Annotated in this window: 11 protein-coding genes; 1 reads left to right on the top strand and 10 read right to left on the bottom strand. The window is 44.8% G+C overall.

Annotation, left to right across the window (positions count from 1 at the left end):
- Positions 1-283: 283 nt before the first annotated feature.
- The 8 genes from ACS5WU_RS01135 to ACS5WU_RS01100 all read right to left on the bottom strand — a co-directional run bounded on the left by ACS5WU_RS01135 (position 284) and on the right by ACS5WU_RS01100 (position 9,531).
- Complete coding sequence (locus ACS5WU_RS01135; protein WP_302760621.1) at positions 284-1,582, bottom strand: hypothetical protein; 1,299 nt, start codon at positions 1,580-1,582, stop codon at positions 284-286.
- 1 nt (position 1,583) lies between these two features.
- On the bottom strand, positions 1,584-2,423 hold the full coding sequence (locus ACS5WU_RS01130) for a hypothetical protein (protein WP_302760619.1): 840 nt from the start codon (positions 2,421-2,423) through the stop codon (positions 1,584-1,586).
- Positions 2,420-3,142, bottom strand: a complete 723-nt coding sequence (locus tag ACS5WU_RS01125) for a PIG-L deacetylase family protein (protein WP_046443030.1) — start codon at positions 3,140-3,142, stop codon at positions 2,420-2,422. The genes ACS5WU_RS01130 and ACS5WU_RS01125 overlap by 4 nt, the downstream gene beginning before the upstream one ends.
- Positions 3,143-3,205: 63 nt before the next feature.
- Positions 3,206-5,014, bottom strand: a complete 1,809-nt coding sequence (locus ACS5WU_RS01120; protein WP_302760616.1) for a hypothetical protein — start codon at positions 5,012-5,014, stop codon at positions 3,206-3,208.
- 30 nt (positions 5,015-5,044) lie between these two features.
- On the bottom strand, positions 5,045-5,986 hold the full coding sequence (locus ACS5WU_RS01115; RefSeq protein ID WP_046443032.1) for an ABC transporter permease: 942 nt from the start codon (positions 5,984-5,986) through the stop codon (positions 5,045-5,047).
- Between the two features lie 3 nt (positions 5,987-5,989).
- Entirely contained in the window at positions 5,990-6,976 is a 987-nt protein-coding gene (locus ACS5WU_RS01110) for an ABC transporter permease (RefSeq protein WP_046443033.1), read from the bottom strand.
- A gap of 11 nt (positions 6,977-6,987) precedes the next feature.
- Entirely contained in the window at positions 6,988-8,466 is a 1,479-nt protein-coding gene (locus ACS5WU_RS01105; RefSeq protein WP_302760612.1) for a sugar ABC transporter ATP-binding protein, read from the bottom strand.
- 54 nt (positions 8,467-8,520) lie between these two features.
- Entirely contained in the window at positions 8,521-9,531 is a 1,011-nt protein-coding gene (locus ACS5WU_RS01100; protein WP_046443035.1) for a sugar ABC transporter substrate-binding protein, read from the bottom strand.
- Between the two features lie 317 nt (positions 9,532-9,848).
- On the opposite strand from ACS5WU_RS01100, the gene ACS5WU_RS01095 reads away from it, so the two are divergent.
- Positions 9,849-10,859, top strand: coding sequence for a LacI family DNA-binding transcriptional regulator (locus ACS5WU_RS01095; protein ID WP_046443036.1), 1,011 nt, complete (start codon positions 9,849-9,851; stop codon positions 10,857-10,859).
- 50 nt (positions 10,860-10,909) lie between these two features.
- Here ACS5WU_RS01095 and ACS5WU_RS01090 read toward each other — a convergent pair whose 3' ends face one another.
- Together ACS5WU_RS01090 and ACS5WU_RS01085 are read right to left on the bottom strand one after the other, a co-directional pair.
- Positions 10,910-11,620, bottom strand: a complete 711-nt coding sequence (locus ACS5WU_RS01090; RefSeq protein ID WP_465088885.1) for an HD domain-containing protein — start codon at positions 11,618-11,620, stop codon at positions 10,910-10,912.
- A 2-nt stretch (positions 11,621-11,622) separates the two neighbouring features.
- Entirely contained in the window at positions 11,623-13,314 is a 1,692-nt protein-coding gene (locus ACS5WU_RS01085) for a tetratricopeptide repeat protein (RefSeq protein WP_046443038.1), read from the bottom strand.

Genomic DNA, 13,314 nt, shown 5'->3' with positions numbered 1-13,314 from the left:
CCCCCTTATGGTTTCAGTTCAGTATAACATACATTACTCGGTATTTACAGATTGGCTTACAAAGAATCGAACCAGCTATTTTTCAGAGCAAAATATTTCCCTCTCATTTTGGGATATCAACTGCTTTTGAAACACCTCTTTCATAATTCATTGCATAAAGGCAGCAAAACCCTCTCATCTTTCAAGCAGATAATCTTCTCAGCATACGGAATTCCCGCCATTACGGATCGTAGACCATTAATTTCAGACTGCTTCGGTTTTTTCCTATAATTTTCTTATTGAATCACAGATCGATATACCGTACTTCTTTGATCTCGCAAAATTTTTGAATGACCGGCTTGTAATCACCATAACCCACCATCCAGTGATGCCCAATCCCATGATTCATTATTTTTTGGTTGATTTGTGTAATCGGCGTTCTATGCCGAACTTTGACAGGATTGCCCGGGAATTCCATTCCGCAGCGCACTGCCTCCCCCCCAATCGTAGAAATCCGGAATTTATCGCCATGCCCGACAAAATTAAGCAGAGTAACTTCTCCCGGGAGTGCGGTAAACAGACAACAGCAACCTCTTTTTGCCAAACGCACGGGCGCAATGTTTATTTCTCCGTCCGCAATCGAAAAACCGGAAGATCCACAATGGGAATAAAGTATCGTATTATCACGCTCATCAAGTGAAAGAAGATCTGTATTATTCACCGGCCGGCCACTCAATTCATACAACATTTGCATAGCAAGCGAATTGGTCACATCTCCCTCACAAGCACACATTACGCCTTCCCCAGCCAATAAGGAATATCCCAGGCAGACTTTTCCCATATATTTTGTATAGCACTTTACCGCCATACAATTAAGGTCATACTTATCCACGAGTTCCCTGAGCCCTAGATAATACTTTGCCGATTCTACCAAATCCTGTTCCGTTGAACTCAACTGATATCCCCGCTTTTGCAGCATCCCGACGACCTCTCGCGCGGCAGAATCATCTGCCTCACATACTGCGTCGGTCATCTCCTGTTCGTCGATGTTAATGACTCGTGCTCCTAATTTTTGTTTGATTGCAAATTCGTCATAGGCAATTTCCGTCATTCCTTTCACTCGGCCGCCAATAGCTCCCGTCTTCATCCTGCCCATTTTGTTTGCAAGCGCATAGGCCGTCGCAATCTGTTTTACCTTCTGTGCAGATTCTCTGCATTCCGCCGCCCCATAAACAAATTCGTACCGCTTTCCGATTTCCGTAAAAACCGCGCCAATCTGATGTGCACAGCATAATGATCCTGTTTCACAATGAGGCAGTGCGCGGATGATCATCGGCAGATCACGGAACGCAAGCAAATCCAACAAATGATGGTCCTCGCTCCATGTCGCAACACAAACCAAAACCACATCGAAATCCAGCAGATTAAGCTGCTTTTCCGCACACATCACTGTTTCATAGTCGCTCAAAACAATCCCCGTCCTGATGCACCGGACTCCCGTCTTTTCGATTGCTTCCGCTGTTTGTTCAAGCCATTCCCCGGCGTGTTCAAAGCCTACTTCAAACGGATGAGCCAAGCCTATTGCCGCTATCTTAACTTCCATATTATTCCTCTTCCTTCCAGATGTTCCATTTTTCGCAATGCGTTGCCGTATTGCCTCCGGCTAAACGGTATACCGGCGATAATGTTTCCATTTCAAGCATATGGTCACATATGAACGTTTCGTAACACATTCCCCCGTCAGGATATTGTTTCCCGGGTATCCGGGCCGCAGTCTTTGCAAAAACAATTCCCCGGTTCCTGTACTCATATCGTGCCCCAGAATCGGATAAACCGATTTTATATTTTCTCTTCCCCTTACATTGCCGCAGTTCTATACAGTCATTGTGATACGTTACGCGTGGGTCTCCTAAATTTGTATAGTCCCATGCCGTGATGCCCAGCCTTGGCCCCCACGGCACAGGGCCCTGCGGCAATCGAATTTTTTCGGTTCCGCCTGCCGCCATACAGCTGATCGCCCAAAGGGATAGTTCCTGCGTCTGCCGTGAATCATTTGTAATTTTGTGTGTTACCTCTACCTCCGCATCATCAGAAAAGCGCAAGGATATTTCTTTTTTTATCTCCAGCCACGGGTCCGTCCCCTGGCTTATATCAACCTCTTTTTCTGCAACCTCAATCTTAACCGGCTGATTATCCGGATAATAATCTCGTTCACTTTCCGGACTGATCCATAAACGGTGTCCCCCATAGATTCTCCATCCGGTTTCCGTTGTCAGCTCTGCCATGTCTTCCGGTTGCTCAAAAAACACATTACCCCCGTCACAAAGTGCGTATGATAAAATTCGTATTCCAAACCCGCAGGCCGCAATGATTTCAACCTTGCTGTTCGTAACGAACAGACACTCCCCAAAATGCTTATATGGAGCTCTTTTGGCACGAATCATGGTAACAACCGCTCGGCTCTTACGCGGAACGCATCATTTGCTGCCACGAATCCTTCGGCATATTTTACACCGCACTGGATTCCACGGTAGCGTGAGCTAATCACAAAGTTCTCAAAAAAATCCACATCCTCTTTTCCCAACGCTTCCGTATAATTATCCTTCATCCACTGATGCTGGCTCTTGTGCTCATAGCACATTGCCATTTTGACATCCATAACTTCTGTGATATCCACATATTCTGTTGGTATAAAGCCCATTCCATTGACCGGCTCCCAGTAAAAGATCGTTGGAATCCTGTCATAGGGCGGATGTTCGGTCTTAATTTTTCCTACCGGTATCATGACTGCGATATCATTAATTATTTTACTGGTAAGCTCGTGGTCCGGATTGTAATCTACCGGATTATGTGTTAATATCACGTCTGCTTTACAGCGCCTTACTAAATTGATAAATGCAAGACGTGCCGACCTGTCCTCAAAAAACATTTCATCATCGTAATCGAGACAAATATATTCCGCGCCAATATGTGCCGCTGAATTCGAAGCTTCCTGTTTTCTGATTTTTGCTATTTCTTCCATAGAAAGCGTTGCGGAACCAACGTTCCCATTGGTAGCCGTGGCCATGAATACCTTATGTCCTGCTCTGCTATATTTTGCCAGCGTTCCCGCCGCATAGCTTTCAATATCGTCGGGATGCGCGCCGATCGCCAATATATTCATTTCTTTCCTCCTGTTACTTCTTGCAGGGGGCGGTATCAGACGCCCCCATATGCCAAACCTCATTCAGCCAATTTTCCACCTTTGAATAACCGCTGTCACACGTCCCCCCTCTTCGTTGATTATTTCATAATCCCCAAAAGCAGCAGGAATAACGAGCGTTTGAAAACGGTCACACTCCGCAGACAAACCTTTATCCTCTTTCGAAACTACCCTGACCTTCTCTCCCACGGTCAAAGTAAACATATGCATAAATTTACCTTGCGTGGAATATTCGCCTTTGGTCCAAAGATGTATCCTTTCCACATGGTAAGGCATAGACGGAATTGTGGAATATCTGTCAATATAATAATCTTTCGTCCACTCTATAACCGACGGACGGGCAAGCAAATGATCTTTTACCCATGATTCCCGCCGGTTTTTCTCCATATTCACAGCATGATCCAGGTGCATTTTCAGGGGATTCCCTGTCATCTCCTTTTTGTCGTCATCCCATGAATTGCGCGCAAAGTCGTATTCAAAGAAGGAATACTCCGTGCCATTAATACTGGGATTCGTATCCATTTCAAGTACCATTTGATTTCCACCATGTCCGTGCATCGTTCCCGGTGGAATCAGATATAAATCTCCTTCACGACTTTGCCAGTTTGAGATGAATTCTTTCCAATCCTCAATCACTTCGATATTGTCAGATTCCTTGCATTTCCTTTCCCATGCCTCAATATCTGCCTCATCGTCAAATCCCATCCATGTATTCGCGCCCTCGTAAGCTTCCGCGATATAATAGGTTTCATACCTTCCCAGCGGTTCGTCAAAGTGTTCTTCAACATACTTGCTGCTCGGATGGATATGTAGCGGCATACTGATGCGTTCTGCAGGCTGTGGCGTCGGGTGATATCCATCATCCAGCCAAATATCAAGGGGAAATAAGCCCGGATACCGTTTGTCAATATATTCTCCAACCAGCTTTTCTCCCTGGCTCATCAGGTTGAGTACCGGCATTGAAATGCTCCGTTCGCCGCCAAAGTCGATCAATATCCTCAACTCCGGGCCCGCAATTTTATTCCAGGCGTTATTTTCCAGTCCTTCCACCTCGTAATCAAGGTCCAAAAAGCGGTATGCGCCCCACGGTCCCGGTGAAAAAATCTTCACCTCATGTATTGGGTACCGAACTGTTGTCCTGATCATTTCATCATATGCCTCTTTTGGTATAAGCACTAATTCGTCTTCATTGTAATTTTCCACATAATAGTCCATATGAGAAAACACATATTTTTTCTGGCGGTCCAACATATAAAAATCAGAATAATTGTATTCCTTCCAATTATAATCGCCAGTTGGTTCAACAGTTCCAAATGTGCACAGTTTTCCCGTCCACATATCCCATTGCACCTTTTGGTGTGTGTTGTCGACGTAACAAATCAGATCAATCTGGTTTTCCCATAGCCGGGAAGCTGCACCAACTCCATACACGATTTTGATGCCAGGGGCATGCAGCTTTTCTTTGAGTTCGTTCACCTTTTCTACATCGAAAATATCCTCGATCACACCCGTTTTATTGACCTTCCCAAATCCAGGATCTTCCGTCACATAGGGTGCGTTATACGCAATAATATCTTCCCTGCTTTTAAAAACGGACTGTACCGGCAGAATCTTTACCCGCTTTGATGGAAGCGCCGTTTTCAGCGCCTGTGCGATTTTCTCATAATTGATTCCGTACCATCCATCGATTGCTATCACAGTATCCGGCTGATCCGAGCATTCGGCAGCTAGCTTGGCAATGGATTTCTCCCAACCAAATATTACTGATTTCTTTGCTTGTTCGCTGATCACAATCTTGTTTTCTGCATTTTTTGTTGATTCATAAACTGGCATAATATCCTCCTTGTTCGGCTGTGCCGATTTTTAGACTTTACTGTTTCGGTTCTCCATATATTTATCGCTTACTATAATCAATATCAGTATCACCCCTTTGATCAGCTGTTGGATATTTGCATACAGGCTGAACATAGTCATGGCATTAAAGATCGTACTCATGAGTATAACACCGCATAAGGTACGCAACGCGCCCCCTCTCCCGCCTGAAAATGCCGTTCCCCCGACGATCACCATAGGGATAATAGAGAGCGGTGCATCCAATGCCAGGTTTCCTGAAGCACTGAAGGTACGCGTCATCATTACAAGTCCTCCCACGGCTGCACAAACTCCCTGTATGACATATACGCTCCATAAGTGTGTTCTTACATTGAGCCCCATGTTGTCCGCCGCGCTGATGTTTCCGCCAATAATGTAAAGATTTCTTCCATAACGGGTTTTCACCAGTACAAACTGGGCGGCTACCGCGATCGCTACAAAAAAGAAAAAGACGACCGGGATGCTGAAAAATTCCACTTTGCTGATTGCCATGAGTGTAGTGTCATTCACCGAAACAGGTGCTGAATCGGTAATAGTCAATGCAATACCTTTATATACAAGCTGCATCGTCATCGATACGATGAACGGCTGCAGGCGAAAAAACGAAACAAAGAATCCTGTTACTGCACCGCAGGCACATCCCAAAATCAAAGCAATAATTGCTGACACCGCGAAACCATATACCGGAAGCAACATCATGAATACGCAGGCTGTCAGAGCCATGACAGAACCCATCGAAATATCCAGTTGCCCACACAGCATTACGAACGTCAGGCCAATCGCCGCAATCCCGTAGGCTGCCATGGAATCAAACAGCCCAAATATATTCGCAGGAGTAAAGAAGTATGGGCTTATCAGGCTCATCGCGATAAATACTCCGACCGCTATAATCGGTATCCTGTTTTTACTTATTAATGTTTTAGCCGTTTCCATATGCTACCTCCTTTTTAGCTTGTCCAGGCAGATTGCAAGCAGAAGCACCAGACCTTTAACGATATATTGCACAACAGATTCGACACCAAGAAGATTAAGTATGTTGGTAATCAATCCATAAATCAATACTCCGATAAATACCTGTGTCATACCGCCTTTGCCGTCAATCAGTGAATTTCCGCCAATCAATGTTGCAATCGCAGCATCAAAATCAGCTCCTGTTCCCGAGCGTGGTGAAGCTGCCGTCGTACGTGCAGTCATTACGATCGCCGCCACCGCTGCAAGCATTCCTGCGAGTGTAAACGCAATAATCTTCATTTTATTTACATCTACGCCAGCAAGAAAGGCCGAATGTTTGTTTGCACCACTGTAAAGTAAATTTCTTCCAAATTTTGTTTTCTTGATAGCGATTTGTACGATAATCATGATACCAATCCACAAAAGTGCCGCAACCGGAAATCCGCCAACGCTTCCCTGCCCTAAAGCCTTATACCATGGTGCGCCTGATCCGTACAAATCATATCCGTTGCAATAGGTCAACGCCAAGCTCGTGCCAACCAATGACGTCCCTAAGGTAATTAGGAACGCTTCACCGGATTCCCCGCGCGTTATCTTCATCAGTATACCGTTGAGCAGGCCCATTCCGGCACCAGCAGCAAGCGCGGTGATCATCCCAACCACAGTGGAACCACTGCTTGCTTCGATCCCCACACACAGTACTCCTGCCAGAGAAAGAGTCGATCCGATTGACAAGTCGAATCCGCCAACCAAAAACGTCAGAGTAAAACCTATTGCCATAATGCCATTTACCGAGATACGATTGAATAAATTGGTAATATTATCCCAGGTGAAAAAATCTTGCGTCATTACCGCCCCTGCTATAACCAGCGCGAGTAATATAATCAGGCTGGTATTATCTTTCATCCAATTCAGAACACCATAAGGTCTCGATAAATCCCTCTCCTCGATTGCTCTTGTAAATCCTTTCATACCCCTTCTCCTTAAAGCGCGTATTGCATGACGTCTACTGCACTTATGGCGTTTCCATTCAATTCCGCTACAATCTCATTATTTTTCATGACCAATACACGGTCGCTCATTCCAAGCACCTCCGGCAATTCCGATGAAATGATAATAATTGCTTTTCCTTGCCTTGCCATTTGGTTAATAATCTCATATATTTCCAGCTTTGCTCCTACATCAATACCACGCGTAGGCTCATCCATGATGATAATATCTGAATCCGCATTCATCCATTTTGCAACAACCACCTTTTGTTGATTTCCTCCGGACAAATACAATACCTTTTGATTTCGCGAAGGCGTTTTGATATTGACTAACCTGATATACTTATCAGCCAATTTATTTTCTAATTTCCTGTTCAGGAATCCGCCCTTTTCGCATACATCCAGATTCGCCATTTCGATATTACGCAGCACACTGTAATCGAGCGTCAACCCCTCTACCTTACGGTCTTCCGTAATGAAAGCAAGCCCTTCCTTTTTTGCGTCACGCGGATTGTTGATGCGCACCTTTTTTCCATCGACATAAATATCTCCACCGGATATATAATCTACGCCAAACAGAGCACGCATAGTTTCAGTCCTCCCCGAACCCACAAGGCCTGCAATTCCGAGTACTTCCCCTTTGTGTAAAACGAAACTTACTTTTGTATTGCAACCTTTTTGCTGCAGGTTTTCCACACGCAGAATTTCCTTTCCGATTTGATGCGTTCTTTTGGGAAATGTTTGATCTACCTGCCGTCCAACCATCATTTCTACAATTTTATCCTGGCTTAATTCGTCAATAGGCCGTGTGGCAATCATTTGCCCGTCACGCATAATGCTTGAAGAATCACAAATTTCAAACACTTCTTCCAAACGGTGAGAAATGTAGATGACCGCAACATCCTTCTTCTTTAAATCACGAATGATTTCGAATAGCTTTTTCAGTTCGCTCTGCGTCAACGTTGCGGAAGGCTCGTCCATCAGGATCAGCCGTGCATTATAGCTTAGTGCCTTTGCGATCTCCACCATTTGTTTTCCCGCAATACTGAGCGTGCCAACTTCCGTTCTCGGGTCTGCATCGAAACCAATCCGCTCCAATAACTCCTTTGCCCTTGCATAAATTTGTTTCCAGTTGACCAATTTTCCCTTTTCACTTAGCCGGCCAGCGAAAATATTTTCAGCGATGGACAATCCGTCAACCAGATTCAGCTCCTGAAAGATAATGCTGATACCCATTTCAGCCGCTACTACGGGACTGGTGATCTCAACCTGCCTGCCGTCGATCAAAATCTCACCTGAATCCATTTTGTAATTTCCATTCAAAATCTTCATCAACGTGGACTTGCCAGCTCCATTTTCACCCAGAAGTGCCCGCACTTCGCCCTTTGATACTTTCATCGACACCTGATCCAGGGCTTTGACTCCCGGGAACGACTTACTTATGTTTTTTATTTCAAAAAAAGCACTTTCCATAGCATTCCTCCATTTTGGGCAGGACCGGTTTCCCGGCCCTGCCAGTAACCTGCTTTAAAATGGCGCAGTATCCACATTCTCTTTTGTAACGAGTTCAAAATTCACAGTGTTGATCCTGTCCGGTTCTTTTCCGTCTGCAATTTCCTTAAATACTTTCATATCTCCCTGCGCAAAGAAAGCCGGCGGATAAGAAATTGTGAAAAGGAACTTGCCTTCTTTGATCGCAGGAATGCTGCTTTCATAGAAACCCTGCGAAGCAATCTTGATCTGATCCTGCTTGCCGGCGGCCTCAATCGCCTCGGCAACGCCCCAAGACATACTGTCGTCCTGAACCAGAAATGCTTTCAAATCAGGATTCGATGTGATGATATCTTCTGCTGCGGCCATCGCTTTCTGACGATCCCAATCGCAAAAAACTTCCTGTACGATTTCGATTCCCGGATATTTTTCTAAGACTTCCCTCATTCCTTCGGACCGCAGGCGTGCATTATCCGCACCTGTCAGACCGCCAATCAAAGCGACTTTACCTTCCTCGCCTTCCATCTCGATGTAGGTTTCCGCTTCCAGCATCCCCACTTCTTTTTGTGCGAAATTAACTTGGTATATTTTGTCTTTGAGCGGGTCCTCTTCTCCCTGGCCATATGCGTTGACAACGATCACGCCCGCGTCCGCCGCTTTTTCAAGAGACGGGTTCAGCGCTGCGTTATCAACTGGCTGGATCGTAATAAAATCAAAGCCTTGGGCAACTGCTGAATTTACCATATTTATTTGTTGATTCACATCCTGCGCCGCGTCAAAGGTTTCAATGGTCCATCCGTATTCATCCGCTAATTTTTTCATTTCATCCATTTTTAATTGATTCCATTCATTGTACTCTGCGACAATGTTTGCAATCCTCTTGCCCCCTCCGGAAACGCTTTGAGCCGATGTGGATTCTTCTGCCACCGCATCGGACGCCGTCCCCTCGTCCGTACCCGTCTGCTGCGTCGCGGCGGGTGCCGCACATCCGGCAAGGAGCACGAAGGCCATAACAACACAAACAACTACCATTAATGACTTTTTCATTTTTTCCTCCTGTATATTGTTTATTTTTATCGGGCGATATCGCCTGCCCAAAATTAAGTCGAATTTTTTATTTAGTTTATATTTGAGAAACGTTTCTGATTTTAATAAAATGTTAGTAATTTTTAGTTATTTCCTGAATTGAACTCAGTATAAATCCATTTTTTCATATAGTCAATAGGTTTTTTAAAACTAATTTTTTCTAATTTTTCCTGGACATAATCAAGCTCGCTCTTGACTTTCGCAGTATTCAGCAGTATTATACTAAATATATAGACACTAAATTAGTTTGCCGACAACGAGGTCGAGGGGTACGCCATATGAATCGTAAAAAGGTAACAACAAAAGACATTGCAATCGCAGCAGGGGTATCCCCCACAGCCGTATCTTTTGCACTTAACGGAAAAGAAGGCATCAGCAATGAAACCCGGCATTTTATACTTGAGACAGCAGAAAAAATCGGCTATAAAAATGTGAAGGCTGCAAAAAAGAGCTTAAACATCGCATTGCTTTTTCGCAGTGATTTGCATGATTTGGATCAACTTTTTTACACCGAGTTAAATTCGAGTATGGTAGCTTCCTGCAGGGAGCTACCATACAACTTGATTATGACGTCCGTTTACCGTACGGACAATAATATTGCTTTTTCCGATATTCTTCATTCCGGCCTTGTCGATGGTATCATTGTGTATGGCGATCTGGAAATCGATGTTTTAAATGAATTGAAAAATCTGCATATCCCTTTTGTTATTTTGGACAGCAGCAGAATCAACGACACCAACTATGCAGTGAGAGTCGATTATAAGACCGCAGCCTATAAGGCTGCGTGTCATTTGATCAATTTGGGGCACCGCGATATTGCTTACATTGGAAACAACAATAAAAGCCTTTATGATTTTAATCTGCTCACATTCAGCGGATTCCAGAAAGCAACTTCCGAAAACGATATTGCCCTCAGTACAAACCGTATACAGCTTGAGGTGACGGATAAGAAAAGCCTGCACCTTTGTATTGATAAAGCACTTCAGGGGAGCAATAAACCAACGGCGATCTTTTGTGCTACCGATTATTATGGCATACTCGCGATCCGCTACCTGCACTCCATCGGGATCAGAGTACCTGATGATATTTCCGTCATCGGGATTGACGACATTGCCGTTTCACAATACATGATTCCTTCGCTTACGACTGTAAAAATCGACCGCGAAGAAATCGGCCGCTGCGGCTTTGAACTGATTCAAAAGCTGATCAGCGGTACTCCTTGCGAAAGCATACAATTAGATTCTTACGACGTGATTATTCGCGAGAGCGTTTCTTCCCCACGAAAATAAAAGCAGGATGTATTGTACCCCAAAAACGTGTTATAGCACATATCTTGAAATTATGATTCATGATCCGGCAACTGGTTGATTTGAGTCTCGACACCGCCGCTTATTTTATTCATCACGAGCCCGTTGATCACAAGCTTGAACGTGCATTTCAAAAATGCCGCGCTCTTTTCACACATCTTCATCCGTCCGAGGTAAATCTGCAAAAACTCCATTGGCGTTGCGTAGTCCTTCATTTTAAGTTCAAAGGTAATTTGATTCTTTGACTGGGAAACACGCACATCCGTCTCGTAAATCGAAAGGTTCACCCTGTCGTGGATATCGTCAAGATCCCTGCGCTTTACCCTCTTTTTATAGGCGTCAACCTTATCTGCAATAATAAGCGCTGCAGAAATATCGCTGACAGGCGTGCCTGTCTCTTCATCATGTGCGCCTACAGCCGAACAGATATCGCACACGTCCTTCAGCTCCATCCCCACGCGCTGAAGCTCGTCGAACAGGATAGACGCTCCCGTGAGCGAGTGCATTTTCCTGTTGATCATATTTCCAACGTCATGCGTCCATCCGGCAATCCTCGCAAGGTCTACCCGTTCCTGTGGAAATCCAAGCTTTTCCAGTATTTCTCCGGCAATCCTGCTCACATACCCCACGTGGCGCGGGCCATGATCTGTATATCCAAGGGTTTCAAGGCAATTATTCGCCTGTTCTACCATAATACGTATCCTGGGATTATTGATGATCTCTTCTACTGTTATTTTTCCCATTCCTATTCCCCTCCAACCACGTTCATGATCTCCATCACCATAACGGAAAGCCTGTTTACATCCGCATCAAACAACGCCGCTATTTTTTTCGGTTCCCTGGGCGTTTCGTTCAGGTAAAGCGCTGTGAAAGCAATCGCAGCGGCAAATTCCCTGATCTCCTGCAAAAATTTACCAGCCTCGCCTTTTTCCGCAAACTCCTGCAGCAGCGTTACCGCCTTGCCTGCAAGTTGCTCGGAAAATTCCTGGCTGACCACTGTCACGATCAAGTCAAAAAGCTGGTCAAATTTTTCCGTTTCGCTGCCTTCCACGCCATCAAGGATACCAACTTTCACCTCTACAATGTTCCCGTTAAAGTATGCAACGTAGGGCTCCTGCGCGCGCATTCTTTTCAGCAGCACAAAAATCTCATTTTTGATGTCGTCCGGCTGGTTCCTGCGCAGGATGTATCTCCTGAAAATCTTTTCCGTTTTTTCGTCTTCAAAGCTGCCGATAATTTTAACGACCGCGCGCTTGATAAAATCGTCCCCATATTCCAATCCCCATAAAAGGATATCATTGAGTTTTTTATCAGTTTGCCACAGCCCGTTGAATTCCTGCTCCGGAAGCTTCATACTGTTATTAAGATACTGAATACGCTCCTTTGCCTCCGCAGGCGGGACCTGGAACACATATCCAAGCTCTTCAAATTCCTTTTTCCCTTCCATTACGGCCTTGATATATCCGATATAATAGGCAGCCACACTGTCATAGGGATCGAGTTTTACAATATCGGAAAGATACTTGACCGCTTCCGGGTACCGTCCCAGATTGTAGCTTGCCATTGCGGCACAAAACAGAACCTTATCATCATATGGCGAAGTAGCAAGGATATTGGTCAAATATCTCATTGCCTCTTCGTGCTCTTTGATCTCGCAATATGTGATCGCAATCTTATAAAGATCGTCATAGCTTCCGTTATTCTGCTTGACGGCCTGATCCACAAAGCCACGCGTTCCCTGTTCGTTTTTTTCGTGCAAAAACATTGCCATATTACAGTTCGCGTGCACATTGTTTGGTTCGATCTCCAAAACCTGCCGTGTAATTTCCACTGCTTCATCAAACTTTTTCAGGCAATAATATGATAAGGCCAGGTTGTTTTTTGCAAAAAGCAGGTCAGGATTATCCGTTTCCACCTTTTCAAGTACCTCCGCGGCTTTCTGGTACTCACAATTATCAAGGTAGCTCTTCCCTTCCTGCGCGAGCTGCTGCTGCAGCTGCTCTGCCGCGTCGCCGATTGGGTATTCCTCTTCTTCTTCAAAATCAGCAAAAAGCATCAGGAATTCTTCGACTTCCTCCTGAAATTCGCCCTCCGGATCAAGCGCAAGATATTTTTCAAAGCTCTCCTGAGCCTTTTCAAGGTCGTTTAATCCAAGAAAATTACAGCCCATTCCAAAATAACAGTCGCTGCGTCCCTCTTTTTTCCGCATCAATAATTCAAACAGGACACTGTTTGATTCTTCGTATTTCGACAGCTCTGTTAATATTTCAGCGAGCTTCATCCTGTATTCCGTATTCCGGTCGTCCTTATCCACCGCTTTACGCATCATAGATAACGCTCCCAGATAATTCATGTTTTCCATCATTTTGAGGCCTGACTGGTAATAAAACTCGGCAGGCCGTTCAAAACTTACAATTTTTACGTTTTCGTTCTTCAT

This window comes from Christensenella sp. KGMB01412 (assembly GCF_055522415.1).
The sequence above is the reverse complement of the archived record's forward strand: the minus strand, read 5'-3'. Positions and strand labels throughout refer to the sequence as shown.

Excerpts from the sequence above, each read along its gene's own strand:
- ACS5WU_RS01135 (WP_302760621.1), bottom strand. The coding sequence starts at position 1,582 with ATGGAAGTTAAGATAGCGGCAATAGGCTTGGCTCATCCGTTTGAAGTA.
- ACS5WU_RS01130 (WP_302760619.1), bottom strand. The coding sequence starts at position 2,423 with ATGATTCGTGCCAAAAGAGCTCCATATAAGCATTTTGGGGAGTGTCTG.
- ACS5WU_RS01125 (WP_046443030.1), bottom strand. The coding sequence starts at position 3,142 with ATGAATATATTGGCGATCGGCGCGCATCCCGACGATATTGAAAGCTAT.
- ACS5WU_RS01120 (WP_302760616.1), bottom strand. The coding sequence starts at position 5,014 with ATGCCAGTTTATGAATCAACAAAAAATGCAGAAAACAAGATTGTGATC.
- ACS5WU_RS01115 (WP_046443032.1), bottom strand. The coding sequence starts at position 5,986 with ATGGAAACGGCTAAAACATTAATAAGTAAAAACAGGATACCGATTATA.
- ACS5WU_RS01110 (WP_046443033.1), bottom strand. The coding sequence starts at position 6,976 with ATGAAAGGATTTACAAGAGCAATCGAGGAGAGGGATTTATCGAGACCT.
- ACS5WU_RS01105 (WP_302760612.1), bottom strand. The coding sequence starts at position 8,466 with ATGGAAAGTGCTTTTTTTGAAATAAAAAACATAAGTAAGTCGTTCCCG.
- ACS5WU_RS01100 (WP_046443035.1), bottom strand. The coding sequence starts at position 9,531 with ATGAAAAAGTCATTAATGGTAGTTGTTTGTGTTGTTATGGCCTTCGTG.
- ACS5WU_RS01095 (WP_046443036.1), top strand. The coding sequence starts at position 9,849 with ATGAATCGTAAAAAGGTAACAACAAAAGACATTGCAATCGCAGCAGGG.
- ACS5WU_RS01090 (WP_465088885.1), bottom strand. The coding sequence starts at position 11,620 with ATGGGAAAAATAACAGTAGAAGAGATCATCAATAATCCCAGGATACGT.
- ACS5WU_RS01085 (WP_046443038.1), bottom strand. The coding sequence starts at position 13,314 with ATGAAGAACGAAAACGTAAAAATTGTAAGTTTTGAACGGCCTGCCGAG.